The organism is Bowmanella dokdonensis (assembly GCF_017254865.1).
Lineage (GTDB): Bacteria > Pseudomonadota > Gammaproteobacteria > Enterobacterales > Alteromonadaceae > Bowmanella > Bowmanella dokdonensis.
The window spans coordinates 85,521-110,440 of the sequence record NZ_JAFKCV010000002.1 but is presented as its reverse complement, the minus strand read 5'-3'; the positions used below and the strand labels follow the sequence as shown (position 1 = coordinate 110,440).

Below are 24,920 nucleotides of genomic sequence, written 5' to 3'. Positions count from 1 at the left end.
GGGTATATAAAACCTTTTGAAGGGTATTATGTACCATGTATGATGAGTTTCTGGTGGCCGATTTGGCCGTTCGTTTGCCCGACCTGGCTCGCCTGGAGAGGCTGGTCAAAACCCTCAAAGCCAGTTTCAATTGCGGCGCGGTTGCACTATTGAAAATGGAAGGGGAAGTGCTAAAGCCCATGGCTGTGTCGGGCCTGGTGCAGGAGGCCCTGGGCAGGCGTTTTCTGCCCGCCCAACATCCCCGTCTGGCCGCTATCCTGACCAGCGAACAGCAGCCCGTATGTTTCGAGCACAGCAGCGCCTTACCCGACCCCTACGATGGCTTGTTGGACCAGCTTGCCGGGGCGCCGTTACCCGTGCACGACTGTATGGGGATGCGCCTCGAGCAGGAGGGTAAAACCTGGGGCCTGATTACCTTCGATACCCTGATACCTGGTACCTTTGACGAAAGCTCCAGAGCCAGTCTCAGGCAGCATAAGCTACTTATCGAAGCGGCTATCCGTACTACCACGCTGGAGATGGAAAACCGCAGCCTGCTGCAATCACGGATCAATGCCGTGTCTTTACCGGACGAGGGCAAGGGCGAGGAGACTGAGATCATCGGTCGCAGTCAGGCTCTGGTGCAGTTGCTTGATGAACTGGATACGGTGGCGGATTCGGAACTGCCCGTGCTGTTGCTTGGTGAGACAGGGGTGGGCAAGGAATTGTTTGCCCGGCGCGTGCACCTGCATTCGAGACGAAGAAATCAGCCCCTTATCCACGTCAACTGCGCCGCTTTGCCCGAATCATTGGCCGAAAGCGAGCTGTTCGGCCATGTGAAAGGGGCGTTTTCCGGCGCCCATACGGAACGGGCCGGCAAGTTCGAGGCGGCCAACGGCGGGACCCTGTTCCTGGATGAGGTGGGCGAGCTGCCCCTGGCGGTGCAGGCCAAATTGCTCAGGGCGTTGCAAAACGGCGAAATACAGCGCCTTGGGGCTGACAAGCCCAGAAAAGTGGATGTGAGGATCATCGCGGCCACCAACAGGCAATTGAAAGAGACGGTCAAAAACGGGGATTTTCGCGCCGATCTCTATCACAGGTTATCGGTTTATCCGGTGCCTATCCCGCCGCTGCGTGAGCGGGGTAATGATGTGCTGTTGCTGGCGGGGCACTTTCTGGAACAAAACCGCGCCAGACTGGGACTGCGCAGCCTGCGACTGTCAGCCGAAGCGGAGCAGGCCCTGCTTGACTATCAGTGGCCCGGGAATGTTCGTGAGCTGGAGCATGTCATCAGCCGGGCGGCCATAAAGTGCCTGGGTCGGAACGGTCAGAAAGAAGGGATATCCACCCTGGTCCCCGAGTTGCTGGATCTGGAGGTGGCCCAGCGTCGGCCGGCTGCCGTCCCACTGGTCGGGGTGACTATGTCGGCTTCGGTGCAACCGATGAAAAAGCTGCTTGAGCAGACCCAGCGACGGGCCATTCAAGCAGCCCTGGAAGAATGCGGACAGAACTGGGCTCAGGCGGCCAAATTACTGGAGCTGGACTCCAGCAATCTGCATAAACTGGCCAAGCGCCTGGGCATCAAATAATGCCAGGGCGAGTTTATCTTTTATATTGACACTCTGCTGGAGGCTATTTTTTTGTCCGGCAAGGAAGAGATAGTGAGGTTGAGTGGGCCTGAATAAGCGACTGACCAATGGGCATGGACCCCATTGGAACAGCGAAGCGGTGAAATATAGGAATATATTTCATTTCACGCTGCTGGAAAAAAAATGCCCGGAGCATTTTTTAACAGCTTGGCTGGCCGCTAGTCGGCGAGTATCAGGGATGATAGGAGTAAAAATGGCTCCAGCCCGAAGGGGTGAGGCTTACAAACCTCACTCGGCGTTGCTCCTAACTTGTTTAGATAGCTAAACGGCGTTACTCGCGCCCTGATTGAGGTTTTTTTAGCACTCAGCAGAGACAACATGAAGGATAAATACGCCCTAATCAGAGCAGGCCAAAGGCCCCAGGCAGCAATTGTTCCACTGTCCAGCTCTGCATGGTTTTGCTGTCGCAACTGGCGTGGACTTTTGCATCAGGGGGGAAAAATTCGGCGATTACCTGGCGACAGGCGCCGCAGGGCGAGTAGAGCTTTTCCCCCGGCATGTAGATCATCAGTTCGTCGAAGCTGTCCGGCTTATGGCCCTGAGCCAGGGCGCTGAAAATAGCGGTGCGTTCGGCGCAGTTGGACAGCCCGTAGGAGGCATTTTCCACATTGCAGCCCGCGATCAGGCTGCCGTCCTTAAGTTTCAGTGCCGCGCCCACCGCAAAATGGCTGTAGGGCTGATAGGCATGTTCAGCGGCCTGTTTGGCCTTGAGGTGCAGGGATTTCAGTAGTTCTTGTTGTTTTGTCATTTTCTTTTTTCTGTATCAGGTTACAGGCTGACCTGTTGTCCTTCGTTTAAAATCAGCAGGGGTACCCGGCTGTCCATCTGCTTGCGCATACTAAGTAACCTCAACAACGCCGAGTGTGAGCTTTTATCCCCCATCTGCCAACTGGCATTGCCATACCCCCAGGGGATCATCACTTTGCAACCGAGCTCATCGGCAGCGGTCAGGGCATCCTCGGGGGTGGTATGTACATAGCGATACCACCTGGCGTATTGCTCGTGGTGGTAGGAGGCAATAGGCAGAAGGCAGATATCGATCTGGCCGTACCGCTGGTGAATATCTTTAAAATGCTCTGAATAGCCTGTATCGCCGGCAAAAAACAGTTTTTTTCCTCCATGCTCAACCAACCAGCCGGCCCACAGGCTGCGTTCGTTATCTTCATAGAGGTATGGCACCCAGATTCGGCTGTTGAAATGATGGGCCGGCACGGCATGGACAGTCAGCTCACCCAAAGCCCGGCGGGTAAACCAGGCCATCTCAGTAATCTGATAGCCGTTGTCGGCAAAGTGGCTGGCGCTGTCCAGGGCGACAAAATAGCGGGCTTGATTGCCGATACGCCGAATGTCGTCCTTGTTGAAATGATCATAATGAAGATGGGAATAGAACACCGCACTGGTTCTCGCCAGATCCTCCTCCATCGGCCATTCGCCTCGCGTACGCCAAGTACCGTCAGACAAAGCCGCCGCCCAGTTAACCGGCCAATCAAACTGATCGCTGACCGGATCAAACAACAGATACTGGCCATCCGGTGCGGTCACTGCAAAGGAGGCATGGCCCAGCCAGCGCACAGTGAATCCTGTGGCCATCGATGGCGCTTGTTGTGTGCCCTGATACCGGCATTGCTCCGCCGGCGCCTGGCAGATGACATCGGGATGGGGCGGGTAGCAACTTTGTTCGCAGGTTACCGGATATGTCTTCTCGCCCGGATACAGGTTCTGGTAGCGACCATCTTTTGCCAACGGCACCACAGAGTCCTGTGGAGCTACACGGGTGACCTGATTGGGGCTGGCACAAGCTGCCAGCAACAGACTCAGGCCGGATAAAAGCAACAGAGAATGTCTATTCATTTTAATTATTCAGGTTGTCCAATGGAGGCCACTTTATCGTCAATCAGGCCAGGTGCAGCTAAAGAAATTGTAACAAAATCAAGCATCGGGACCGTTGCTAGGATGACTTGGGCCGGAAAGGCTTCATTACTGCTTCGTTGCAGGTCAGATAAGGGCCGTCCATCAGGTCCAGACAGTAGGGAACGGCTGGAAACACCGCGTCCAGGCACTGGCGTATGGCTTTGGGCTTACCGGGCAGATTAATAATCAGCGACTGCCCCCGTAAACCGGCAGTCTGACGTGACAAAATCGCTGTGGGCACATATTTGAGGCTTTCCATGCGCATCAGTTCGCCAAATCCCGGCATCATACGATCGCAAACCGCTTCGGTGGCTTCAGGGGTCACGTCCCGTTTGGCAGGTCCCGTTCCACCTGTGGTGACCACCAGGGCGCAGCCTTCCTTGTCCACCAGGGCCCTGAGTGTGGCTTCTATCAACGGTTGTTCGTCCTCTATGACCCGATACACAGGTTGCCATTCACTGGTCAGATAATCATTCAGCGTCTCGATAATGGCCGGTCCGGAGATGTCCTCATACTGGCCGCGACTGGCCCGGTCGCTCACCGTCAGGATGCCGATTCTGGCAATACTCATGTCTGGGCTCCTCGCTTGAAAAAGGCCGGACAGATTACCCCCATATGCCATCAGGCACAATTACACAGAGTAATCCCATTGGTATAAGTAGCCTTGTTTCAGATCAAAACTGGTGAAGCACAGGAATAGGATAATAGCGGCACAATCCAGCAACCAGACTGTTCAATGCAGGAAACTTCACAAGGGCCGGAACTGCTGTGCCCGGCCGGCAGCCTTAAAGCCATGCGCTATGCCTTCGCTTATGGGGCCGATGCCGTCTACGCGGGCTTGCCCCGTTACAGTTTGCGGGTGCGCAATAACGAATTTGATCTCGCCAGCTTAAAAGCCGGGATTGATGAGGCCAGAGAACTGGGCAAGAAGTTTTATGTGGTGCTGAATATCGCGCCTCACAACAGCAAACTGTCGACCTTTTTAGAGGATGCCAGGGACGTGGTGGCCATGAGCCCGGATGCCCTGATTGTCTCGGATCCCGGAGTGATTTGGCTGCTGAGAAATCATTTTAGCCAGATCCCCCTGCACCTGTCGGTGCAGGCTAATACCCTGAACTGGGCGGCGGTTAAATTCTGGCAGCAGCAGGGTATCAGCAGGGTGATTCTGTCCAGGGAGTTGTCGGTGCAGGAAATCGGCGAGATCCGCAAGGAAGTCCCCGGCATGGAGTTGGAGGTGTTTGTTCACGGCGCCCTGTGTATGGCCTATTCGGGACGTTGCCTGCTGTCCGGTTATATGGACAAACGTGATCCCAATCAGGGGGCGTGTACCAATGCCTGTCGCTGGCAGTACGATATCCAGCCTGCCGAGGAACTGGCCAATGGCGATCTGGTTGCCGCCGCGGTCAGGATCCAACCGGCCAAACCGGTATTGCTGACGGAAAGGCAACGTCCTGACGCGCCCATGCCAATGGATGAAGACGAACATGGCACCTACATCCTCAATTCAAAAGATCTTCGCGCCGTCCAACACGTACCGTCCCTGGTGGCAATGGGCGTGCATTCGCTGAAAATCGAAGGCCGTACCAAGTCATTTTATTATGCGGCGCGCACCGCACAGGTATACCGCCAGGCCATTGACGATGCCCTGTCAGGTAAAGCCTTTGACCAGCAGCTGATGTATGAACTGGAGGGGTTGGCGTCCCGCGGTTATACGGAAGGCTTTTTGCGCCGGCATATTCCGGTGTCTGAACTGCAGAACTACCAGCAGGGCGCATCGCTGAGTACGCAGCAGCAATTTGTCGGTGAGGTGCTTGGCCAAGAGCCTTCAAGCGGCCTGTATCTGGTGGAAGTGAAAAACCGCTTTTCCCTGGGCGACAGACTGATGCTGATGACCCCGGCGGGCAACCAGACTTTTACCCTGAGCAAACTTTGTGACCAGCAGGGCAGGGACGCTGCGATTGCACCGGGAGCCGGCTATCGGATGCTGTTAGCGCTCCCCGGCGACAGTGTCGCTGACTATGCCTTACTTGTCCGTAACCTGGAGATAACCCCATGAGCCTGAAGATTACTGAAGACTGCATTAACTGCGATCTGTGCGAGCCCGAATGCCCCAACGAGGCCATCAGCATGGGCAAATCCATTTATCAGATTGATGCGGATTTATGTACCGAGTGCGAGGGATTTTACGATGAGCCGGCCTGCATAGCGGTGTGTCCGCTGGATTGTATTGAACCCTTATCTGCGGGATAAGAATTGCAGCCGGCTCAGCCCGGCTGCAGGTTGACCAGTTCTCCGTCGCGGGTCAGGGTAAGAAAATCGCCAATCATGCCGCTTTGGATCTTCTTCATCATCAGGTGGAGTGGCTGTGTGGCCTCATCGGAATTGGGGGCATAGCCGCCACGACCAGACAGGGCACTGACAAAAGCAATATCCCAATGCTCCCCCGTGTTAAGGGATTCCTCAACCAGTGCTTCAAAGGAGCCCACCTCGTCCGGAAGCTTGTCCACGCAGAGCACCGGACTCAGGGCACCACCGCCTCCCTGCTCAAAGGCATTTTTCTGTTTGTCTGTATGGCCGGTGGGCAGTTCGGCCCGGGCAAATACAAACAGCAGACGTTGGGGTTCGTGCTGGGCTTTGGCGACCTGAATCAGATCCTCATAGCTGGTGATATGCATAAAATGGTCTCCTGGAGTCTGATTCGGGATCTTAGCGAAACCCGGTGATATCCGCTTAAGGCAAAAGTGTCAGTTGACCTACCCATAAAGGGGTAGGCGGCCACAAGGCCTTTATCAAGCGGGATCCAGGGGATCCCATAAAATTCAAACCCGCCCCGGCGTCTGTTCATTGATCCAGATCAATTCCATAACTCTGTCCGCCATTAAGGTTGAGACACAATATATAGTGTTTGCTGCTCATTAATGACACAAGATGATGATAAAAAGCCCTTCAATGCCTTTCCTGCACAGATCTGCTTTCAGGAGGTCCCGGATGAGATATCCCTGGCCTTTACCATCAGCGGCTGTCCCCTCAAGTGTCCCGGCTGTCACAGCCAGGATACCTGGGATCCCCATGCAGGTCGGCCCCTGACAAATCCGGCCTTTGCTGAACAGGTGGATCGCTACGCACACCTGGTCACTTGCGTGCTGTTTTTTGGTGGCGAATGGCATCCGGACGCCCTGCTTCAAAAGCTGCTTATTGCCAGGGCGAAAGGGCTTAAGACCTGTCTTTACACCGGGAAGGAGCGATTGCCAAAACGGCTTCTGCGCCAGCTCGATTATCTGAAAACCGGACCCTATGACGCACGTCTAGGCGGTCTGGACAGCCCCGTCACCAACCAACGCTTTTTGCAGCTGGCAGGCGGGAACTTACTTAACTTTCGATTCAGGGAGAACAGCCATGCTGCCGCTTAATTCAGAACAAATACAAGGCAAACTGGACTTCATTCATCAGTACCAGCAAGCGGCCAATGCTGCCGACGGGTCCAAGCTTGACGCCAATGCCAATGTGACGCAGAAAAATATCGCCACGCTGGAGGCGGAACTGATGAAAGACTTTTTCATCCAGATCAACCGGGCCCAGGTACGGGGCAAAATTGCCGAACTCTACGGGCAGGCGCTGGCCGATGAGTACGTCCGGCAAATAGAGAATCATGAAATATACGTCCATGATGAAACCAGCCTTAAGCCTTACTGTACCTCCATTACTATGTATCCCTTTCTGCTCGACGGGCTGACACGGTTAGGGGGGGAGTCCAAAGCCCCCAAACATCTGGAGTCTTTCTGCGGCAGTTTTGTCAATCTGGTGTTTGCTGTGAGCTCGCAGTTTGCCGGGGCAGTGGCGACGGTGGAGTTTCTAACCTATTTCGATTATTTTGCCCGTCGCGATTACGGCGACAATTACCTGACTGACCATACCAAGGCTATCGAAAATCATCTTCAGCATGTGGTTTATGCACTGAATCAACCCGCCGCCGCACGAGGGTACCAAAGCGTGTTCTGGAATATCTCCCTTTATGACCAGCACTACTTTGATGCCATGTTCGGTAATTTTGTATTTCCGGATATGACGGCCCCCGACTGGCAGTCGGTCAGTGCCCTGCAGGGCTTTTTCCTCGACTGGTTCAACCGGGAGCGTAACAAGGCCATCCTGACCTTTCCGGTGGTCACCGCCGCCATGCTGACAGAAAAGGGCAGGGTCAAAGACCGTGAATTTGCCGGCCTCTGCGCCCGCAATATGAGCGAGGGGGCGCCTTTTTTGTGTATCAGTCGCAAAGCGCCGATTCGCTGGCCTCCTGCTGTCGATTACGTAACGAAATCAGCGACCATACTTTCTCTTACAGCCTGGGGGCCGGCGGCGTGGCAACCGGCTCCATCAATGTGATCACACTAAACATGAACCGGCTGATCCAGGATGGCCGGGATCTCGCCACCGAAATCCGTAAGATACAGCAGTATCAGGTTGCCTATCGCAAACTGATGGAAGATCACCAGAAAAGTGGCCTTTTGGGGGTGTATGACGCGGGCTTTATCAGTCTGGATAAGCAGTTTCTGACCATCGGCATCAACGGCATGGTGGAAGCGGCCGAGTATCTGGGGATGAAAGCCGAGGTGGATCCGGCCTATCAAAGCTTTGTCGAAGGTCAGCTTAAAGTTATCTATGATTTGAACCGTCAGGCCAGAAGTGAGACCGGTTATCTGTTCAATACGGAATTTGTGCCGGCAGAGAACCTGGGCGTCAAAAACGCCAATTGGGACAGAAAGGACGGCTATCAGGTGGGACGGGACTGCTACAACAGTTATTTTTATGCGGTGGAGGACAACAGCATTAACCATCTGGATAAGTTCATTCTGCACGGTGAGCAGATGACCCGCTATCTGGATGGAGGCTCGGCGTTGCACCTGAACCTGGAAGAACGGCTCAGTGAGCAGAATTATCTTAAGTTGTTCGACGTTGCCGCCACCACCGGTTGCAACTACTTCTGTGTCAATGTGCGGATCACCATCTGCAATGACTGCGAACATATCGACAAACGCAGTCTGCCGGGGTGTCCGGCCTGTGGCTCCAGTGATATTGATTACGGAACCCGGGTCATAGGCTATCTCAAGCGGGTCTCGGCCTTCAGTGCCGGCAGACGCCAGGAGCATGATCTGCGTCACTATCATCGACAGCAGGCCGGTTGACAAAGCCGGGGAATGAGCCAAGGATGGCAGTGTCGATAGACCTAATCCTGTGGGTAAAGGAGTTCCCTGATGAAGCTGTTTTCCTGCAATCAGTGCCGTAACCTGCTGTACTTCGAAAACACCCGGTGCACCGCTTGTGCTGCGGTACTGGGATTTCTGCCCGACCAACTCGATCTGGTGGCCCTGAGGCAAAGCAGCGATAAGCGCACCTGGTATCCCATTGGCGGCCAGAGTGCCTATCGTATGTGTGTGAACTACGCCCAGCACCAGGTTTGCAACTGGATGGTTGAGGACAGCTCTGATCAGGAATATTGCCTGGCCTGCCGGCTCAACCAGACCATCCCCGATTTGTCGGTGTCCGGCAATCTGTTGTTGTGGCAAAGGCTGGAAACAGAAAAACGCCGCCTGGTCTACAGCCTGTTGCAACTGGGCCTCCCTGTGGAACCGAAAAACAGTTCTGGTCAGGGCCTGGCCTTTGATTTTCTCGCCGATACCGCGCCTTCTTTCAGCGAACTGAACAAAGTCAGGACCGGCCATTCGGATGGACTGATCACACTGAATATTGCCGAGGCGGATGACGCCGAACGGGAGAGAATGCGTGAACAGATGGCCGAACCTTACCGGACTATCCTGGGTCACTTCCGTCATGAATCAGGTCACTACTACTGGGACAGATTAATCAGAGATTCGCAGCATTTAAGGGCATTCAGGGGCTTGTTTGGCGATGAACGACTGGATTATCAGCAGGCTCTGCAAAATCACTATCGCCAGGGGCCGCCGGAGGACTGGCAGCAACGGCACGTCAGCGCCTATGCAAGCAGCCATGCCTGGGAGGACTGGGCGGAAACCTGGGCCCACTATCTGCATATGGTGGATACCCTGGAAACGGCCCAGCAGTTCGGCATGCGAATCGACCCGCAACAGGGAAGATCGCCGCCTGCCCGGGATATGCAAAACTTCAACGCCTATGGACAAGGGCCATTTGAGCCGCTGATTGAGCACTGGTTGCCCCTGACCTATGCCCTGAACAGTTTGAACCGCAGTATGGGCCATGCCCATGCCTATCCCTTTTATCTGTCTGGCGGGGCCATGCAGAAACTGGGTTTTGTTCACCAGTTAGTGCACGGCCCGTGACATAGACCGCGCCTCAGTAGACAGCCATCAGTACGCGGGTAGTGGCATCTGTATCCAGCAGCCTGTCGCAGGTGGGATAGAGGCCGAATTCATCGTTTTCAAAGTGATCGGATAACAGATACTCCAGGGTCTGATCGTCTTCGCTGCTGTCTACCTGCCGATCCAGCAGGCTTTCTATCCAGTTCATCTGTTGCCGTATCTGTTGGTGTTCCCGGCGCGCCTTGTCAAAGACCGCCTGTTCATGGCTAACCAACTCCAGCTCGGGTAACAGGCATTGTTCCTCCTGTTCAATATGACGCTCCATGCCGGACTTGAATTTGTCAAACAACTGGCGGGCCATCAGTTTGTCCTTGCGCTTGTAACGCCGGTAGGCAATGAAGAGCAGTTCCAGTCCCTGCAGGTGACTGTAGAAAAACCGGGTGATGAATTGTTGCATGGCAATCTCCCATCAATGTTCAGGCTGTTAAGAGACAAAATCGGCTCACTCAACCGGCGTGCCCTTGTGCATACAGTTGAAGTGGTCGACCGATCATAAAGGGCAGTTGATCGAGTTCCAGGCTGTCCAGCAGGTTTTTCAGTGCCAGACCCAGTTCAGTGTCACCCGATATGGACAGCTGGCGACGAAAGAACAGGGTGTCGGGATCCACCGTCTGACTGGCCATCAGCAAAAAGCTTTGCAGTTCACCACTGAAGCAGACAGTTTCTTCCCCTTGGCTTTCCACCCGCAGACGACGCTGAGATAACCGGAAGTACCAGTTCTGCTGCAGATCCCTTATCTCCACTCTTACCGTCGCTGTGTCCAGGAAGTCCAGTAGCCCCTCTGCCAATGGCTTTTTCAGGGCCAGGTTGAAAAAGTGGCTGGCCAGGTGTTGTTGCAACCCTGCTGGCGAGTAAGCCAGTATCTGCAGGCCGGGTCTGAGCAGTTTGTCAGCATGTTTAAATAAGGTAGGAAGCATTTCCAGTCGCCTGTCCGGTTTGATAACTGCCGCTAGATTACTGCTGCCAAGTACCCGGAAACTTAATCTAAATCAAAGAAACCCGAGGTTTCGCTTGGCAGAATGCCGCCTCCTTTACCTGGTTGATACAGGAGGCTGTATGGAACTACTCTGCCCAGCAGGCAGTATGCCGGCCCTTAAGAAAGCCGTAGAGCAGGGCGCCGACGCCGTCTACATAGGCCTGAAAAATGATACCAATGCCCGGCACTTTGCCGGTCTGAATTTTACCGACCGCCAAGTCAGTGAGGCGGCAGATTACCTTCACAGGCATCAGCGCAAATTGCATGTGGCCATCAATACTTTTGTCCATCCGGATGGCTGGAAACGCTGGCAATACGCAGTGGACATGGCCGTGCAAAACGGCGCCGACACCTTGATCGTCGCCGATATGGCGGTGCTGGACTATGCAGCCGGTCGCTATCCGAATGCTTGTTTGCATCTGTCGGTACAGGCGTCCGCCACCAACACGGCGGCGATTGAGTTCTACCGGTCCCAGTTCGGTGTCAGTCGTGTGGTCCTGCCCAGGGTTCTGTCCATCCATCAGGTCAAACAACTGGCTCGCCAGACCGAGGTAGAGCTGGAGGTTTTTGCCTTTGGCAGCCTGTGTATCATGGCAGAGGGACGTTGCTACCTGTCTTCCTACATGACAGGTGAATCCCCCAACACGGCCGGGGCCTGCTCACCCGCCGCCCACGTGCGCTGGCAGGAAACGGACAAGGGCCTGGAGTCCAGACTCAACGGTGTATTGATCGATCGCTATAAATGCGGCGAGAAGGCGGGTTATCCGACCCTGTGCAAGGGGCGCTTTGATGTGGACGGTAATACCTTCCATGCCCTGGAAGAGCCCACCAGCCTTAATACCCTGGACCTGCTGCCGGATCTGATCGGTTGCGGGATCTCGGCGGTCAAGATAGAAGGGCGCCAGCGCAGCCCGGCCTATGTGCAGAAGGTAACGCGAATCTGGCGCCAGGCCATTGATGCCGCCCTGGTACGAACAGCTTCATTCCAGGTTCGCCCGGACTGGCAGCAAGGACTGGAAGAGGTCTCCGAAGGCAGTCAGACCTCTCTTGGCGCCTATCACAGAAAATGGCAGTGACAACATGCAGTATTCATTAGGTCCCATCCTATATTTCTGGCCCAAGGCTGAGGTGGAAGATTTTTATCGGCAGGCCTTGGCCAGTGATGCCGATATTATTTACCTGGGAGAAACTGTCTGCTCAAAACGCAGGGAACTGCGCCAGGCAGACTGGCTGGCCCTGGCCAGGGAACTGGCCGGCAAGGGCAAGCAGGTGGTGTTGTCAACCATGGCCCTGCTTGAGGCCCCGTCGGAAGTCAAGGCCCTAAAGGCCTACTGCGACAATGGTGAGTTCCTTGTGGAAGCCAATGATGTCAGCGCCATTCAACTGGTGACCGAACAGGGTAAGCCTTTTGTGGCCGGCCCAGCCATAAACAGCTACAGCCAGTACAGCCTGAAGAAGTTGCTGGACATGGGAATGCAACGCTGGGTGATGCCGGTGGAGCTGTCCCGCCAGTGGCTGGAAAAGATGTTGCAGGGTTGTGAGGAACTGGGCATCCGAAATCGGTTTTCAGTAGAGATCTTTGCCTATGGCTATCTGCCCCTGGCCTATTCGGCCCGCTGTTTTACCGCCCGTTCGGAGAACCGCTCCAAAGATGACTGTCAGCTGTGCTGCATCAACTATCCCACCGGCCGTCTGACCAGCAGCCAGGAAGGGCAGTCCCTGTTTACCCTCAACGGCATCCAAACGCAGTCGGGGCAGTGCTACAACCTGATCAATGATCTGCCGTCCATGCAGGGCCTGGTGGATGTGGTCAGGCTCAGTCCCCTGGGCAGTGAAACACTGGACTGGCTGGCCAGATTCAGGGCCAACCAAGACGGTCAGCAGCACTGGTCTTTGCCGGGTAGCTGTAACGGCTACTGGCATAGTATCGTCGGCATGGCTAAAGCCGGAACAGAGTCCGCTTCCTGAGCGCTACTCCCAAAGAGGTAGATGAGCTAAGTTTTCTGCCTCTTTGTCTGTATAGTGCAGCCCCTGCCGGAGCTCTATGATCCCACTTTGAGCAAGCTGACTTGGAGTGGAGATGATCGCAGCCGGTAGCGTTCCTGCCAGTGCCCAGAGATGGGCGCTGTGGTTGTCGACGCTGTCTTTTACGCTGTGCTTTGCGGTCTGGACGCTGTTTTCCATCCTCGGTATTCGGCTTAAGGACGAATTCGGCCTGTCCGATACCGAATTGGGTTTGCTGATGGCCACCCCCATTCTCACGGGCGCCATCAGCCGCTTGTTCCTGGGCCTGTTGACGGATCGCTATGGCGGCAGACAGGTGTTTTCCATTCTGATGCTGGCCACGTCGGTGTCGGTGTTCCTGCTCAGCCTGGCGGACAGTTATCTGTGGCTGCTTGTCTCGGCGCTCGGGGTGGGTCTGGCCGGCGGCGGTTTTATTGTCGGGGTCACTTATATTTCTGCCTGGTATGAGAAAGACCGGCAGGGCACAGCGCTGGGGATTTTCGGTGCCGGCAATGTGGGCGCCGCGCTGACCAGTTTTGCGGCGCCCTTTGTGCTGCTGGCGCTGGGTTGGCAGGACACGGCGCGGATCTATGCAGTGGTGATGGTCCTGATGGCGGTCATTTTCTTTGTCTGGGCCAAACCCGATCCCGGCCATACCGGCAAGAACAAAGCCCCTGTGCCCCTTTCACAACAGCTGTTGCCGCTGACGGACCTGCGGGTCTGGAGTTTTTCACTGTACTATTTTTTTGTTTTTGGTGCCTTTGTGGCCCTGGCCCTGTGGCTGCCGCATTATCTGATGCAGGTGTACGGGCTGAGCCTTGCCACAGCCGGTATACTGGCTGCCCTGTACAGTATTCCTGCCTCCCTGTTCCGTATACTGGGCGGTTGGTTGTCCGATAAGTACGGCGCCAGGGCAGTCATGTACTGGACGCTCATTGCCTCTGTGCTCTGTACCTTTTTACTCAGCTATCCACCCACCCGGTATCAGGTGCGTGGTGTAACGGACATATTGTCTTTCTCATTGGAAATGCCCCTGGTGTTGTTTGCGCTGCTGACCGTTGTGCTGGGATTTTTTATGTCCCTGGGCAAGGCCGCTGTGTTTAAACACATTCCGGTTTACTATCCCGGCCACGTGGGAGTGGTGGGCGGGGTAGTGGGCATGGTGGGCGGCCTGGGCGGCTTTCTGCTTCCCCTTACCTTCGGCATGCTTAACGATCTGGTGGGGGTCTGGCAAAGCTGTTTCATGCTGTTGTTTATTGTCTGCACTCTGGCTCTGCTGTGGATGCACTTTGCCATCCGTCGTGCCGAACGACAGGAATGGCAACAGGGTACTGGCTGTACCGATCTGCCGGAGATGTCCACACCCCAGAGCGGACCACTGCATGACTGGCGTCCGGAAGACAGACAATTCTGGCTGAGCCAGGGGCGGCGCATCGCTTCGCGCAATCTGTGGATCTCCATACCCAACCTGTTTGTCGCCTTCGCTGTCTGGTCCCTGTGGAGTATCCTGGTGGTGAAAATGCCTGTCCTTGGCTTTCCCTACTCGCAGAACCAACTGTTCTGGCTCGCCGCGCTCCCCGCACTGTCCGGGGCAACGTTCAGGCTGTTCTTTGCGTTCATGGTCCCTTTGTTCGGAGGCAGGCGCTGGACGGCGCTGTCAACCTTGCTACTGTTGGTACCCTGTTTGTGGATGGCTGTCGCCCTGCAGGATACCTCCACCTCCTATCTGACCATGTTGATCCTGGCTCTGCTTTGTGGTCTGGGTGGGGGCAATTTTGCTTCCAGCATGGCCAATATCAGTTTCTTTTACCCCGCGGCGGAAAAAGGTGCTGCTCTGGGGCTGAATGCGGGCCTGGGCAACCTCGGGGTTTCTGCCATGCAGATGATTGTGCCTTTGGTGATTGCCACCAGCCTGCTGGGTGAGGCCGCCGGGCCGCCTTTGATGACGCAAAACCATGGTTTGCCCCATCCGGTATGGTTACAAAATGCGGCATTAATCTGGATCCCCTTGATTCTGCTTTGCGCTGCGGCAGCCTGGTACGGCATGCATGACATAGATCAGGTCCCTGACCATGACACGCGGCAACTCGCCGTATTCAGACACCCTCACGCCTGGCTGATGAGTTGGCTTTACCTGGGCAGTTTCGGCAGTTTTATCGGATTTTACGCCGCCTTTCCATTGCTGTGCGGTCTGTTGTTTGAAGAAGTGGACCCCGTCAAGTATGCCTTTATCGGGCCGCTGGCTGCTGCCCTGGCGCGCCCTTTCGGCGGGGTGCTGGCAGATCGGCTGGGCGGCGCTACCGTCACCTTGTACAATTTTGTCCTCATGATGCTGTTGCTCGGCGGTATCTTTGTCTGTATGCCTTCAGCAGAAGACAGCGGCAGCTTTACCGGCTTTTTCTTCCTCTTTATGTTGCTGTTCATTGCCTCAGGTATCGGCAATGGCTCCACCTTTAAGATGGTGCCGATTATCTTTATGTCCCTGAAAAGCAAAGCCATGGGACAGGCCGGGCAACGCCGGGCCGATCGTGAAGGTAGCCTCGAAACGGCTGCCGTACTCGGACTGGTGTCTGCCGTTGGTGCCTATGGAGGCTTTTTCATACCCAAGGCCTATGGCACCTCGCTGGCTCTGACCGGCAGCGTCAACTGGGCCTTGTATGCATTTATGTTGTTCTATGCAAGCTGCGTCTTGATCACCTGGCGGTATTATGCACGCCCGGGTGCCCCCGTACCCTGTTAACCGGAGAAGACCGATGCAAAATGATCGATCTGTTCATCCCTGGCCCGTACTGAGACTCGGGTTTCGTCCGCTGTTTCTGCTGGGCGGTGTGTTTGCGTTGCTGGCTATCGCTGCCTGGGGCGGCATGCTGGCTGGACTTTGGGGATTTTCTCCTTACGGGGGGGCCTATTGGTGGCATGCCCACGAAATGCTGTTTGGCTTTGTGGCCGCCATTGTGGTGGGGTTCCTGCTCACAGCGGTCCAAAACTGGACAGGGGTACCCGGAGTGAAGGGGCAGCAACTGATGCAGTTGGTAATAGTCTGGTTAACGGGCAGAGCCTTACTGTGGTTCGACCCGGCCTGGCCAGTATGGCTGACCGCCAGTCTTGATCTGTTGTTTTTACCCCTGGCTGCGGGATTTATGGCCTATCCGTTAATTAAAGTCAGGCAGACACGGAATCTGTTTTTTGTGCCTGTCCTGTTGCTGATGACGGTGGCCAACCTGCTAATGCACGTAACGGTACTGAGCGGCCAACCCAGCTGGTTTGGCCATGGCAACGGCCTGATGCTGATGCTGGTGGTGACCCTGATGTGCGTTCTCGGCGGACGGGTCATTCCCATGTTTACCGCCAATGGCACGGCCACGGTGAAAGTAAACCCCTGGCCGTGGCTGGAAAGGTTTGCGTTGGGCGGCATCTGGCTGCTGGTTGTCAATGCGTTGTTTGGGGGATTGCTGCCACCTATGTGGCTTGGCTCACTCTTGCTGGCAACCGGCCTGTTGCATCTAGTGCGTTGGCTGAGGTGGCGGGTTTGGGTCACTTTACCGGTGCCCCTGTTGTGGTCGTTGCATCTGGCTTACCTGTTTATCCCGCTAGGGCTGCTGGCGCTGGCCGGTCATTATTTGCTTGCCTGGCTTCCTTACAGCACCGCTGTGCATGTGCTGACCGTTGGAGCGGTGGCAGGCATGATTCTGTCCATGATGGCCAGGGTGTCCCTTGGCCATACCGGCAGACCACTCAAGCCCCACCCGATGATGAATCTGGCGTTTGCCGCTGTGATCTTCTCCGCCCTGGTAAGGACGGCAGGGGTCTGGCTGTGGCATGAACAGGCGCAGATGCTGTTGTTGCTGTCCAGCCTGCTGTGGTGCCTGGCCTTTGGCCTGTTTGTTTGCTTTTACTGGCCGGTTTTGACCCGCCCGAGGGTAGACGGCAGGCCAGGTTGAGGGATGACGAATCAGCTTTCATTGCACAGGGAGGGAAACACTTGCGACAACTGCCGCGTCATGCGCCGGGTGTGCGAGCCCGGCCAGTATAAGCGGGAGCAACAGGCGCAATACCAGCAATCCTGGATCATGTTTCTGCTATCCGAAGGCGCCAGGTTGGTAATTTGCGCCGGAGTGGCAGGTTCAAGAGGATGATTGCATAGCAGGCACCGCCTAAACAGTTGCCCGGGAAGTGACAGGGACCAGTGATCTACCACCTGACTGAGCTGATCCAGTGGTTTGTCATGCAGAACAAGCAGGCTGCAGTCCGGCTGCAGACCGGTAATAAGCGCCTTGTCCCTGGTCAGCAGGCAACGTTGTTCACGGTCCGCCAGATGCACAAGCTGCGGATCCGGCAAGTGGGGATAGTATGCGGTGTCCAGGTTGAGCACTCTGAGCCAGCGACAGAGTCTGCCCAACATGGCATCGGCGAGAAAAGCAGGACGGATCATAGCTTCAGGATAGACAGTGGCAAAAGGACAGACAAAAAGAGGTATAAGATGGCAGAGAACCCGGTATTCAACTATGAGGCCAACCTGGGGCAGACTTACAGCCAGGCACTTCCGACCCTTGGCCAGTCCATGGCACAAACCATCCGTCATTTTGGCGGTAATCGGGTGTATGGGGTAGGGGGAGATTTTGCCGCCAACCTGATCAAGGCTCTGGAGGGCACCCTGTCGGTATGCCCCTCAAGCAATGAGATGCATGGCGCGTTCAGTGCCTGCGCTCAGGCCGAAACTCAGGGCATGGGGTTCTGCCTGACCACTTATACCGTCGGCAGTCTTCCTTGTCTGTCGGCCGCAGCCCTGGCCATGACTGAGAGTCTGCCGGTGGTGTTTATATCCGGGGCGCCGGGCGAAGCGGAAGTGGGACCACTGGCCATTCACCATACTGTCCATGCCCGTTCTTCGTGGCAGACTCAGTATAATAATGCCCTGCAGGCCTTTTCCGCGATGGGGATGCGGGCCGAGCGGTTGCAGGGGCAACGCAGTGCAGGACAGCCCAATATGGCCGGAGAACGCTTTTTCCAACTGGTGCGCCATGCCTGGCAACACAAACAGCCGGTATTTGTCGAGATCCCCAGGGATCAGGTCTTTCAGAAAACCCAGGCCCTGAAGCCGTTATCCTTGTTCACTGACAGCCAAGACAACGGCCAGATCCTGGCTGGCAGCGAACTCATTGCCAGACAGATTGAGCATAAGCTGCAGGCCAGTCATCACCCTTTGCTGTATATCGGCGATGGAGTGAAACACAACGCCAGGCTTAAGGCGCTACTGATTCAGTTTGCCGAGCGTTTCAATATCCCCTTTGCCACTACCTGGTTTGCCAAGGGGTTGTTTGACGAATACCACCCACTGTGTCTGGGGGCCTATAATGGTCTGTTCAGCCAGAATCCCAGCCGGCCTTATATCGAAAAGCAGATGGACTACGTGCTGGATGTGGCCAGCAGCATCTACGCCCAGGACACCAATACGGCATTTTCCACCGGCAGCCATTTCATCGAGGCCTTTAACAACAAGACTGTGCTTAAGAGTACGGTAGCTTTGGAACAGGATCTGGTGGAGTTGTTCGGGTACCTGTGCCAGGCCGATGTGCGCCGATTCGAACCTCGAATGCCACCGGCCCTCAGTCCCCTGGTGGCCGACGAGGATAAGTTGGACTTTCATAATCTGGCCGCCGTTCTCAATCATCTGCAACAACAGGATCCTCGCCCTTACCTGTATCTGCCTGAAGTAGGCAACAGCTATTTTGCCAGCTACGGACTGAGAAATCGCCTTGGCGGGGTGGGCAGAGGGTGGCTGACCAATCCCTGGTATGGCGCCATGGGTACCTCCTTACCCTACGCCAGGCAGGTCTGCCGGATGATAAGGGACCTGGACCTGGACGACATTGCAGTACTGATTACCGGCGATGGCGGTTTTCACTTTCAGTGCAACGAATTGATCGAGCTGCAAAAAGACGGCGCGGCGCTGATCATCCTGTATATGCGCAATAACCTCTTTCATCTGGGCAAGAGCAGTGACGCGCCCATCTACTATTGCAACGATGACGCTTTTGATGTGCACAGCCTCATAAGTGCCTATGGCGGTGAGTCGGTCCACTGTGAGCGAGTAGGAGACTTTCGCCGCCATTTCAGACGTTTCGTCGAGGACCGCCGGGGCATCAGACTTATTGAGATCCCCTGCGATCCCTCGCCTGAGTATCAGTGTCGCGAGATTGCCCTGTTGAATCTGTATATCCGCAGCCAGAACGGTGATGAGGAAGCCCTGGCTGAGTGGCAAAAAATGATTCAGTCAGAATAAGCACTGGCACAGACCGGGCAGTGGGGATCGGGCTTTAACTGATAACACTGCCACTGGCTGGTTTGGGCATCGAACAACTGGATCTGACCCGTGACAGGTTTGCCTATCCCGGTCAGAATTTTGATGGCTTCGAGGGCCTGCATAATCCCAATCAATCCGACGACCGGTGCCAGAATACCGGCTTCACTGCAGCTTAACTGCTGTTCAGAGAACAGACGGGAAAAGCATTGGTAACAGGGCAGGTTATTGGCAGGGAGATAGCAGAATAACTGGCCTTCCAGACGGATGGCCGCGCCGGATACCAGGGGTTTGAGTTGTTTGACGCACAGTCTGTTGATCAGATTGCGGCTGGCCAGGTTGTCGGTACAGTCCAGCACCAGGTCATGACCTTGAATTTGCTCTGCCAGGCGCGCTTCATCCAGCCGGGCCGGCAGGATAGTTATCTGAGCGTCACTGTTCATGGCCTGCAACCGCGCCTGGGCAGCCTGGCATTTACCCTGGCCCACATCCTGCTCAGCGAACAGAACCTGGCGCTGCAGATTGGTCATCTCCACCCTGTCATCATCACACAAGGTCAGGCTACCGAGTCCTGCCGCTACCAGATACTGGGCTGCGGCGTTTCCCAGGCCGCCAACGCCAATCATCAACACCCTGGCATTCAACAACCTTTCCTGACCGTCCAGATCCATGCCAGGCAGTGAGATATGCCGGTTGTACCGCATGGCCTGAGCGGCGGTAAGTGTTCTTAATGGGGGATTCTGACTCATGGGAGAATTATTGACTGCCTGGTCGCTTGTGGCAATACCCCCTGCGATTGCTGTTCTACCTCTTCGGGTATATGGATCCTGTCGGTAAAAGTTGTTCAACTGACTTCTCAGGACCGGGAGTTGCAGTATATGAAAGTAGTTGGCGTAATCATGGCCCAGCAGTGTTCATCTGTCTGGCAAAATAGCGAACACTGGCAACGGTCGATCACCCGGGCCGCAGCCTGTCTGGCTCAGTGCAGTCCGGACGGGATACTCATTAACCAAAACCGGTTTGCCGACGGCTATGTGCCGGACATCTACCCCGGACAGGGTCTGCTCAGCGCCGTGCATGCGGCAGCCTACCACAGGCCGGAGCATCATTTGTTGTGTATAAGCCCCGATATGCCCGGACTGGACGGGCCGTTGCTCAGATGGCTGGCAGCAACAGGAAAAAGCGCCCGCAGGAGCTGTCACTACCAACACCATGCCTTACCCCTGTTTGTGCACAACTCGGCCTCGATGCGCCAGCGTCTGGAGCAGAGGCTGACCAGCGACGAGCCGGTGTTAACCGACAATCTGGCATTGCTTGATTGCGTGGTCATCGTTGCGCCAGAGCCAGATAAGCTTAAACGCATTACTGACGGGCCTTCCTAAGTAAGGAAAAGTCTGGCCCCAGGTGCGGGGCCGTTCCCCAGGGTCAGGTTGGGGTCTGAGGATTGTTTTCCTTAATTTTTTTAGGTTGGGCTTCCCGTGGCTTGACCGGATCTTTATCCGCCTTTTCCTTGGCCGTCGCCTCGTCCCTGGCAATATTACCGCCACTGCGGCCAAGATTAGGCATCTCCCTGTTTTCTCTGTCTCTGTCCCGACTGACTACGCCCGGGCGTTTCTCGGCTTGAGTTTGTTTTGTCATCATTGCCTCCTTTTGGCTTGTGGGGCTCAGGTTTCCTGCAAGTTACCAATCACCCGCTGGTATTCCTCTTCCACTTCGGACAGGCTCTGGTAATCCTGCTCACGGATCTGCTCAATTAATGCCAGCTCTTCTTCACTGACATGGGCCCTTGCATATTCACGCACATCCTGGGAAGAGGCGGGAAAGCTTAAGCCTTCAAACATGCTGGCCACATGACTTGCTGCAAGGGGTTTTTCCGCCTGCAGATCAGATTTTAGGGGCGCCTGGTAGCCAGGGTCGGGTTGATAACTGTCCAGCTTGCCGAGCAATTCTGTCAATTCATCGGCTTGCGTGAACTGCTGATCAGGGAGCGAGTCCAGCAGCGGCAGCAAAGTGGTCTCCCCCCTGGCTTTCAGTGCATCTTCGAGTTCGCGGGTGGTCACCGGAAATTCCACATCGCGCACCAGCTTGTCGATATGGGCAGCAGTTGCCGGGTATTTGGGATGGGCTTTGAGCAGATGTTCCTCATAGCTGGATTGGGCGGTGAATTCCCGGTGGCATTGTGGGCAAGTGAACTGGATCATCTTTCCTCCCTGTTAAGCCCGTGGCTGTGTCTGATTTGCATGATCTGAACAGTGGTAATTAATTGAGAGCATTAGCTGTGCCAGTCTTCAAAACCCCAAAACAGGCAAGGGACAGAGGTTTGCGGACCTGATGGGCGCGTAAGAATTTCAATCTGACGAAGAATTTACAGCCAGGCTTTTTACTGGACTTTGTTTGAGTCCCGTAAGCGTGACACAGGAGATTGCCTTGGTTTTGCATCCCTTTTTTCTGCCACTATGTTGGGAAGACGCATGTCGCGCCAGGGACCAGAGGCAGGAAGAATCCATCTCAACCTGAATGGGGCCTGCGATGCAGGCTGAGCGACAAGATATCCGGGACCTCGGCGGGTTGCCCGATCAGTTGGAAGAGGCAGCAGAGGAAGATCAGAGAACACTTGACCGCCTCCGTTTCCCGCAGGTTAAGGCTAATCCGGAACAGATAAACCGGGCACAGCCTTTGCTTTTTTGTCTTTCCCGGTAGAAGGCAATCACAGTCGCAATCCGGCTTTGCCAACTGACCGGTCAGGCATCATCCGATGCATTTGAACCCCAAACAGCAAGGAGAGTTGAATATGCAGATTAAAAACATCATGAGCAAAGGCGGCACCCTGGTCAATCCTGAAACCAGCATTCAGGAGGCAGCCGACAGGATGCTGGAGCAGGAAGTGGGATTCCTCTTGGTAGGTGAGCAGGACAGGCTAAAAGGCACGGTCACGGACAGAGACATAGTGCTTCAGGTGGTTGCCAAGGGACTGGATCCCAGGACGACCAAGATCAGGGACCTGTTGTCCACCGGCGACATTATGTACTGCCGGGAAAGCCAGGAAGTTGAAGAGGTGGCCGACAGCATGAGCGACAACCAGGTACGACGCATGCCGGTGGTTGATGAGGACAAACGCCTGGTGGGCGTAGTGTCGATTGGCGATCTTGCCCAGCACTTGCAGGCCGAGCGTGTCGGTAAGTTGCTCAAGAGTATCACTTCGGACCGGGGTTAAGGGTTAAAGCCGTCCCGGCAAAGACATAAGGAAGACATAAGGAGGTGAAAATGACTGATTCTAAAATACAGGCCGCTATCAATGTCCTGAATCAATGTGCTCTGGCTTGCCATCATTGTTCGACGGCTTGCCTGGACGAACCGAACCCGGGGGAAATGCTTCGTTGTATCAAACTCGATCTGGACTGTGCGGCAATGTGCGAGGTCACGTCCGCTGCGCTGGCCCGGGGAAGTGAAAGGGCCGGTTGGTTTGCCAATGCTTGTGCTGAACTATGTAAGGCATGTGGCCAGGAATGTGAAAAACATCAGGCCGAGCATTGCCAGCAATGTGCAGAAGCGTGCTTTGGGGCCGTCTCCCCCTTGAAGGAGTTGGTTGTCAGTTAACACATCGGCGGCGTAGGCGTATGGGGCAGGGTGCCCCATACGATCTTTTAATTGCTGTCACAGGAGTACAAAAAGGACAGTTCTTAACTGCGTTGCCAGAATCTCAGCGCCTTACAACTGTCCATAAAACGTTCCGCATCCCTACTATTTTCTGCCAGTTGAAGGCCCTTGTCCCGGTGCTTGTCCAGGCCGAGTTTGGCCATCAGCGGCCGGCAACCGGCGGAGTAGGCGATAAACTTCTTATGGGCATAGGCATCACTGAGGAAATCCAGACAGGGCTTACTATGACAAAGTTTCTCTGCGGCCTGATCTTGCAGCAAAAGAGCCACGGCATCGTAGACCACAGAGGGGCCGCCGTCGATCAACTGGTCAGCAGGATGTTTTTTGCCGTTGGACAGGATGGCTCCTTCAACCTGGGGAGCGACGGTCTCCACCTGGGCCCCGGCATCTTTGGCCGCTTTTATAAACGCTGACAGCAGCGCGTCATCCGTACCTTCTGCGATTAAAATACCCAGCTTACGGCCTTTAAACGTATCAGGTTGTGACTTGAGAATGCTCAGCGCATCTGAAGGGGAAAGGTCGTTACGGGGCGCCACCGCGGGTTCCGTTTTAGCCGGCAGTTTATCCAGGCCCAGGCCGTCGGCTACATGCCGTGCAAGCTTGCGATCGATATTGAGCAAATGACTCACCATACGCTGTCGAATCTGCGTTCGTTGTACCTTGGACAGTTCAAACACCAGCGCATCCTGGATATGTTGCTGCTCCGTGTCTGTCTGACTGCAGTAAAACTGTCTGGCCTGACTGTAATGGTCGGCAAAAGAGTCGGCGCGAATCCGCGCTTTTTCCCCGCCCAGGGATTCGGCGAAGCTGGTAAAGCCTGTCTGAGGATTTTCCCGCACGCCGTCTTTTTCGTCCCAGCTGTTGGGCTCGTAATTGACCCGTCCTTCAGGGACCTCCATGGTCATATGACCATCCCGCTGGTAATTATGAAAAGGACAACGGGGGGCGTTGACCGGAATGTGGGTGAAGTTTGGACCGCCCAGGCGTTTGAGCTGAGTATCCAGGTAGGAAAAGTTTCGGCCTTGCAGCAGGGGATCATTGGAGTGATCAATGCCTGGCACGATATTCTGAGTACAGAATGCCACCTGTTCCGTTTCTGCAAAGAAATTCCGGGCGTTGCCGTTCAGGGTCAGGGTGCCTATGGTACGCACCGGTACCTGCTCCTCAGGGATGATCTTGGTGGCGTCCAGTACATCGAAGTCAAAGGAATCGGCGAACTCCTGATCGAATATCTGCACACCCAGATCCCATTGGGGATAATTCCCGGCCTCAATGGCTTCCCACAAATCGCGGCGGTGAAAGTCCGGCTCCATGCCGTTGAGTTTGAGCGCTTCATTCCATACCACCGACTGCATTCCCAGTCTGGGTTTCCAGTGGAACTTGACGAAATGCGACCGGCCCTCTTCATTTACCAGCCTGAAGGTATGCACCCCAAAGCCTTCCATAAAACGAAATGAGCGGGGAATGGTCCTGTCCGACATGATCCACATGACCATATGCATGCTTTCCGGAGTCAAAGAAATAAAATCCCAGAAGTTGTCATGGGCGGTCTGGGCCTGGGGAAAGCCCCGATCCGGTGCCGGTTTTACCGCATGGATAAGGTCGGGAAACTTGATGGCATCCTGGATAAAAAATACCGGGATATTATTACCCACCAAATCCCAGTTGCCTTCCCTGGTGTAGAATTTGACCGCGAAGCCTCTCACATCGCGGGCCAGATCGGCAGACCCCTTACTGCCGGCCACGGTTGAGAAGCGCACAAAGACAGGGGTTTCCTCTCCTACCTCACAGAGGATCCTTGCCCGCGTATAGCCCTTTAAAGATTCATTCAGTTTAAACACACCATGAGCCCCGTATCCCCTGGCATGCACCACGCGCTCGGGAATTCGTTCATGATCAAAATGGAAGATTTTTTCCCTGGCGATCTGATCTTCCAACAGGGAAGGGCCACGCTGACCGCCCTTGAGCCAGTTCTGGTTGTCGGCAACGGTAACCCCCTGGGCCGTGGTGAGATCTTTATTGCTTTTGCCGGCTGATTGATGAAGCTCGCCGGCATTTCCTGATTTATGTTGTGACATGTTGGATTCCTT

General features: G+C 55.2%; 24 protein-coding genes and 1 pseudogene. 14 read left to right on the top strand and 11 right to left on the bottom strand.

Annotation, left to right across the window (positions count from 1 at the left end; all coding sequences use genetic code 11):
- The first annotated feature begins 35 nt into the window (after positions 1-35).
- Positions 36-1,568: a nitric oxide reductase transcriptional regulator NorR gene (norR, locus tag J0A66_RS03710; RefSeq protein ID WP_206572447.1), complete on the top strand. Its 1,533-nt coding sequence runs from the start codon at positions 36-38 to the stop codon at positions 1,566-1,568.
- 400 nt (positions 1,569-1,968) lie between these two features.
- On the opposite strand, the gene J0A66_RS03705 is transcribed toward norR, so the two are convergent.
- From J0A66_RS03705 to mog, 3 genes are all read right to left on the bottom strand, one after another.
- A complete protein-coding gene (locus J0A66_RS03705; protein ID WP_206572446.1) occupies positions 1,969-2,376 on the bottom strand; it encodes a cytidine deaminase in 408 nt (135 codons plus the stop codon).
- Positions 2,377-2,396: 20 nt separating this feature from the next.
- Positions 2,397-3,479 (bottom strand): MBL fold metallo-hydrolase, encoded by a 1,083-nt coding sequence (locus tag J0A66_RS03700; protein ID WP_206572445.1) that lies wholly within the window; start codon positions 3,477-3,479, stop codon positions 2,397-2,399.
- A 97-nt stretch (positions 3,480-3,576) separates the two neighbouring features.
- Positions 3,577-4,110: a molybdopterin adenylyltransferase gene (gene mog, locus J0A66_RS03695; RefSeq protein WP_206572444.1), complete on the bottom strand. Its 534-nt coding sequence runs from the start codon at positions 4,108-4,110 to the stop codon at positions 3,577-3,579.
- Between the two features lie 165 nt (positions 4,111-4,275).
- Here mog and trhP point away from each other — a divergent pair, with 165 nt between their 5' ends.
- Entirely contained in the window at positions 4,276-5,595 is a 1,320-nt protein-coding gene (trhP, locus tag J0A66_RS03690; RefSeq protein ID WP_206572443.1) for a prephenate-dependent tRNA uridine(34) hydroxylase TrhP, read from the top strand.
- Positions 5,592-5,789 (top strand): YfhL family 4Fe-4S dicluster ferredoxin, encoded by a 198-nt coding sequence (locus J0A66_RS03685; RefSeq protein ID WP_206572442.1) that lies wholly within the window; start codon positions 5,592-5,594, stop codon positions 5,787-5,789. Before trhP ends, J0A66_RS03685 begins: the two co-directional genes overlap by 4 nt.
- Before the next feature lie 14 nt (positions 5,790-5,803).
- Here J0A66_RS03685 and J0A66_RS03680 read toward each other — a convergent pair whose 3' ends face one another.
- Positions 5,804-6,214: a ribonucleotide reductase subunit alpha gene (locus tag J0A66_RS03680; protein ID WP_206572441.1), complete on the bottom strand. Its 411-nt coding sequence runs from the start codon at positions 6,212-6,214 to the stop codon at positions 5,804-5,806.
- Between the two features lie 243 nt (positions 6,215-6,457).
- Between J0A66_RS03680 and nrdG the strand changes: the two genes are divergently transcribed.
- From nrdG to J0A66_RS03665, 3 genes and pseudogenes are all read left to right on the top strand, one after another.
- A complete protein-coding gene (gene nrdG, locus J0A66_RS03675) occupies positions 6,458-6,949 on the top strand; it encodes an anaerobic ribonucleoside-triphosphate reductase activating protein (RefSeq protein ID WP_206572440.1) in 492 nt (163 codons plus the stop codon).
- A pseudogene (nrdD, locus tag J0A66_RS03670) lies at positions 6,936-8,719 on the top strand (anaerobic ribonucleoside-triphosphate reductase). The gene nrdG and the pseudogene nrdD overlap by 14 nt, the downstream one beginning before the upstream one ends.
- 69 nt (positions 8,720-8,788) lie before the next feature.
- Entirely contained in the window at positions 8,789-9,853 is a 1,065-nt protein-coding gene (locus tag J0A66_RS03665) for a zinc-binding metallopeptidase family protein (protein ID WP_206572439.1), read from the top strand.
- 13 nt (positions 9,854-9,866) lie between these two features.
- On the opposite strand, the gene J0A66_RS03660 is transcribed toward J0A66_RS03665, so the two are convergent.
- On the bottom strand, positions 9,867-10,289 hold the full coding sequence (locus J0A66_RS03660) for a hemerythrin domain-containing protein (RefSeq protein ID WP_206572438.1): 423 nt from the start codon (positions 10,287-10,289) through the stop codon (positions 9,867-9,869).
- A gap of 49 nt (positions 10,290-10,338) precedes the next feature.
- Positions 10,339-10,809 (bottom strand): ubiquinone anaerobic biosynthesis accessory factor UbiT, encoded by a 471-nt coding sequence (ubiT, locus tag J0A66_RS03655; protein ID WP_206572437.1) that lies wholly within the window; start codon positions 10,807-10,809, stop codon positions 10,339-10,341.
- A gap of 139 nt (positions 10,810-10,948) precedes the next feature.
- Here ubiT and ubiU point away from each other — a divergent pair, with 139 nt between their 5' ends.
- The 4 genes from ubiU to J0A66_RS03635 all read left to right on the top strand — a co-directional run bounded on the left by ubiU (position 10,949) and on the right by J0A66_RS03635 (position 16,813).
- Positions 10,949-11,944 carry a ubiquinone anaerobic biosynthesis protein UbiU gene (ubiU, locus tag J0A66_RS03650; RefSeq protein WP_206572436.1) on the top strand — a complete coding sequence of 332 codons (996 nt, stop codon included), beginning with the start codon at positions 10,949-10,951 and terminating at the stop codon, positions 11,942-11,944.
- Between the two features lie 4 nt (positions 11,945-11,948).
- Complete coding sequence (locus tag J0A66_RS03645; RefSeq protein ID WP_206572435.1) at positions 11,949-12,836, top strand: U32 family peptidase; 888 nt, start codon at positions 11,949-11,951, stop codon at positions 12,834-12,836.
- Positions 12,837-12,948: 112 nt separating this feature from the next.
- Entirely contained in the window at positions 12,949-15,612 is a 2,664-nt protein-coding gene (locus J0A66_RS03640) for a nitrate/nitrite transporter (RefSeq protein ID WP_206572434.1), read from the top strand.
- 13 nt (positions 15,613-15,625) lie between these two features.
- Complete coding sequence (locus J0A66_RS03635) at positions 15,626-16,813, top strand: NnrS family protein (protein WP_206572433.1); 1,188 nt, start codon at positions 15,626-15,628, stop codon at positions 16,811-16,813.
- Positions 16,814-16,824: 11 nt separating this feature from the next.
- Here J0A66_RS03635 and J0A66_RS03630 read toward each other — a convergent pair whose 3' ends face one another.
- Positions 16,825-17,304 (bottom strand): Mut7-C RNAse domain-containing protein, encoded by a 480-nt coding sequence (locus J0A66_RS03630; RefSeq protein WP_206572432.1) that lies wholly within the window; start codon positions 17,302-17,304, stop codon positions 16,825-16,827.
- A 48-nt stretch (positions 17,305-17,352) separates the two neighbouring features.
- Here J0A66_RS03630 and J0A66_RS03625 point away from each other — a divergent pair, with 48 nt between their 5' ends.
- On the top strand, positions 17,353-19,155 hold the full coding sequence (locus tag J0A66_RS03625; protein WP_241264008.1) for a thiamine pyrophosphate-binding protein: 1,803 nt from the start codon (positions 17,353-17,355) through the stop codon (positions 19,153-19,155).
- Here J0A66_RS03625 and moeB read toward each other — a convergent pair.
- Complete coding sequence (moeB, locus tag J0A66_RS03620; protein ID WP_206572431.1) at positions 19,143-19,922, bottom strand: molybdopterin-synthase adenylyltransferase MoeB; 780 nt, start codon at positions 19,920-19,922, stop codon at positions 19,143-19,145. The two genes, J0A66_RS03625 and moeB, sit on opposite strands and share 13 nt — an antisense overlap.
- 129 nt (positions 19,923-20,051) lie before the next feature.
- Here moeB and mobA point away from each other — a divergent pair, with 129 nt between their 5' ends.
- Complete coding sequence (mobA, locus tag J0A66_RS03615) at positions 20,052-20,555, top strand: molybdenum cofactor guanylyltransferase (RefSeq protein WP_206572430.1); 504 nt, start codon at positions 20,052-20,054, stop codon at positions 20,553-20,555.
- Positions 20,556-20,598: 43 nt separating this feature from the next.
- Here the strand turns inward: mobA and J0A66_RS03610 are convergent, their stop codons facing one another.
- Both J0A66_RS03610 and J0A66_RS03605 read right to left on the bottom strand, forming a co-directional pair.
- Positions 20,599-20,811 (bottom strand): hypothetical protein, encoded by a 213-nt coding sequence (locus J0A66_RS03610; RefSeq protein ID WP_206572429.1) that lies wholly within the window; start codon positions 20,809-20,811, stop codon positions 20,599-20,601.
- Between the two features lie 26 nt (positions 20,812-20,837).
- The gene (locus J0A66_RS03605; RefSeq protein WP_206572428.1) at positions 20,838-21,374 is read right to left on the bottom strand and encodes a DUF2795 domain-containing protein; all 537 of its coding nucleotides are present in this window, start codon (positions 21,372-21,374) and stop codon (positions 20,838-20,840) included.
- Positions 21,375-21,964: 590 nt separating this feature from the next.
- Between J0A66_RS03605 and J0A66_RS03600 the strand changes: the two genes are divergently transcribed.
- A complete protein-coding gene (locus J0A66_RS03600; protein WP_206572427.1) occupies positions 21,965-22,387 on the top strand; it encodes a CBS domain-containing protein in 423 nt (140 codons plus the stop codon).
- Between the two features lie 50 nt (positions 22,388-22,437).
- Positions 22,438-22,770 (top strand): four-helix bundle copper-binding protein, encoded by a 333-nt coding sequence (locus J0A66_RS03595; RefSeq protein WP_206572426.1) that lies wholly within the window; start codon positions 22,438-22,440, stop codon positions 22,768-22,770.
- Positions 22,771-22,853: 83 nt separating this feature from the next.
- Here J0A66_RS03595 and J0A66_RS03590 read toward each other — a convergent pair whose 3' ends face one another.
- Entirely contained in the window at positions 22,854-24,908 is a 2,055-nt protein-coding gene (locus tag J0A66_RS03590) for a catalase (RefSeq protein ID WP_206572425.1), read from the bottom strand.
- Between the last annotated feature and the right edge of the window lie 12 nt (positions 24,909-24,920).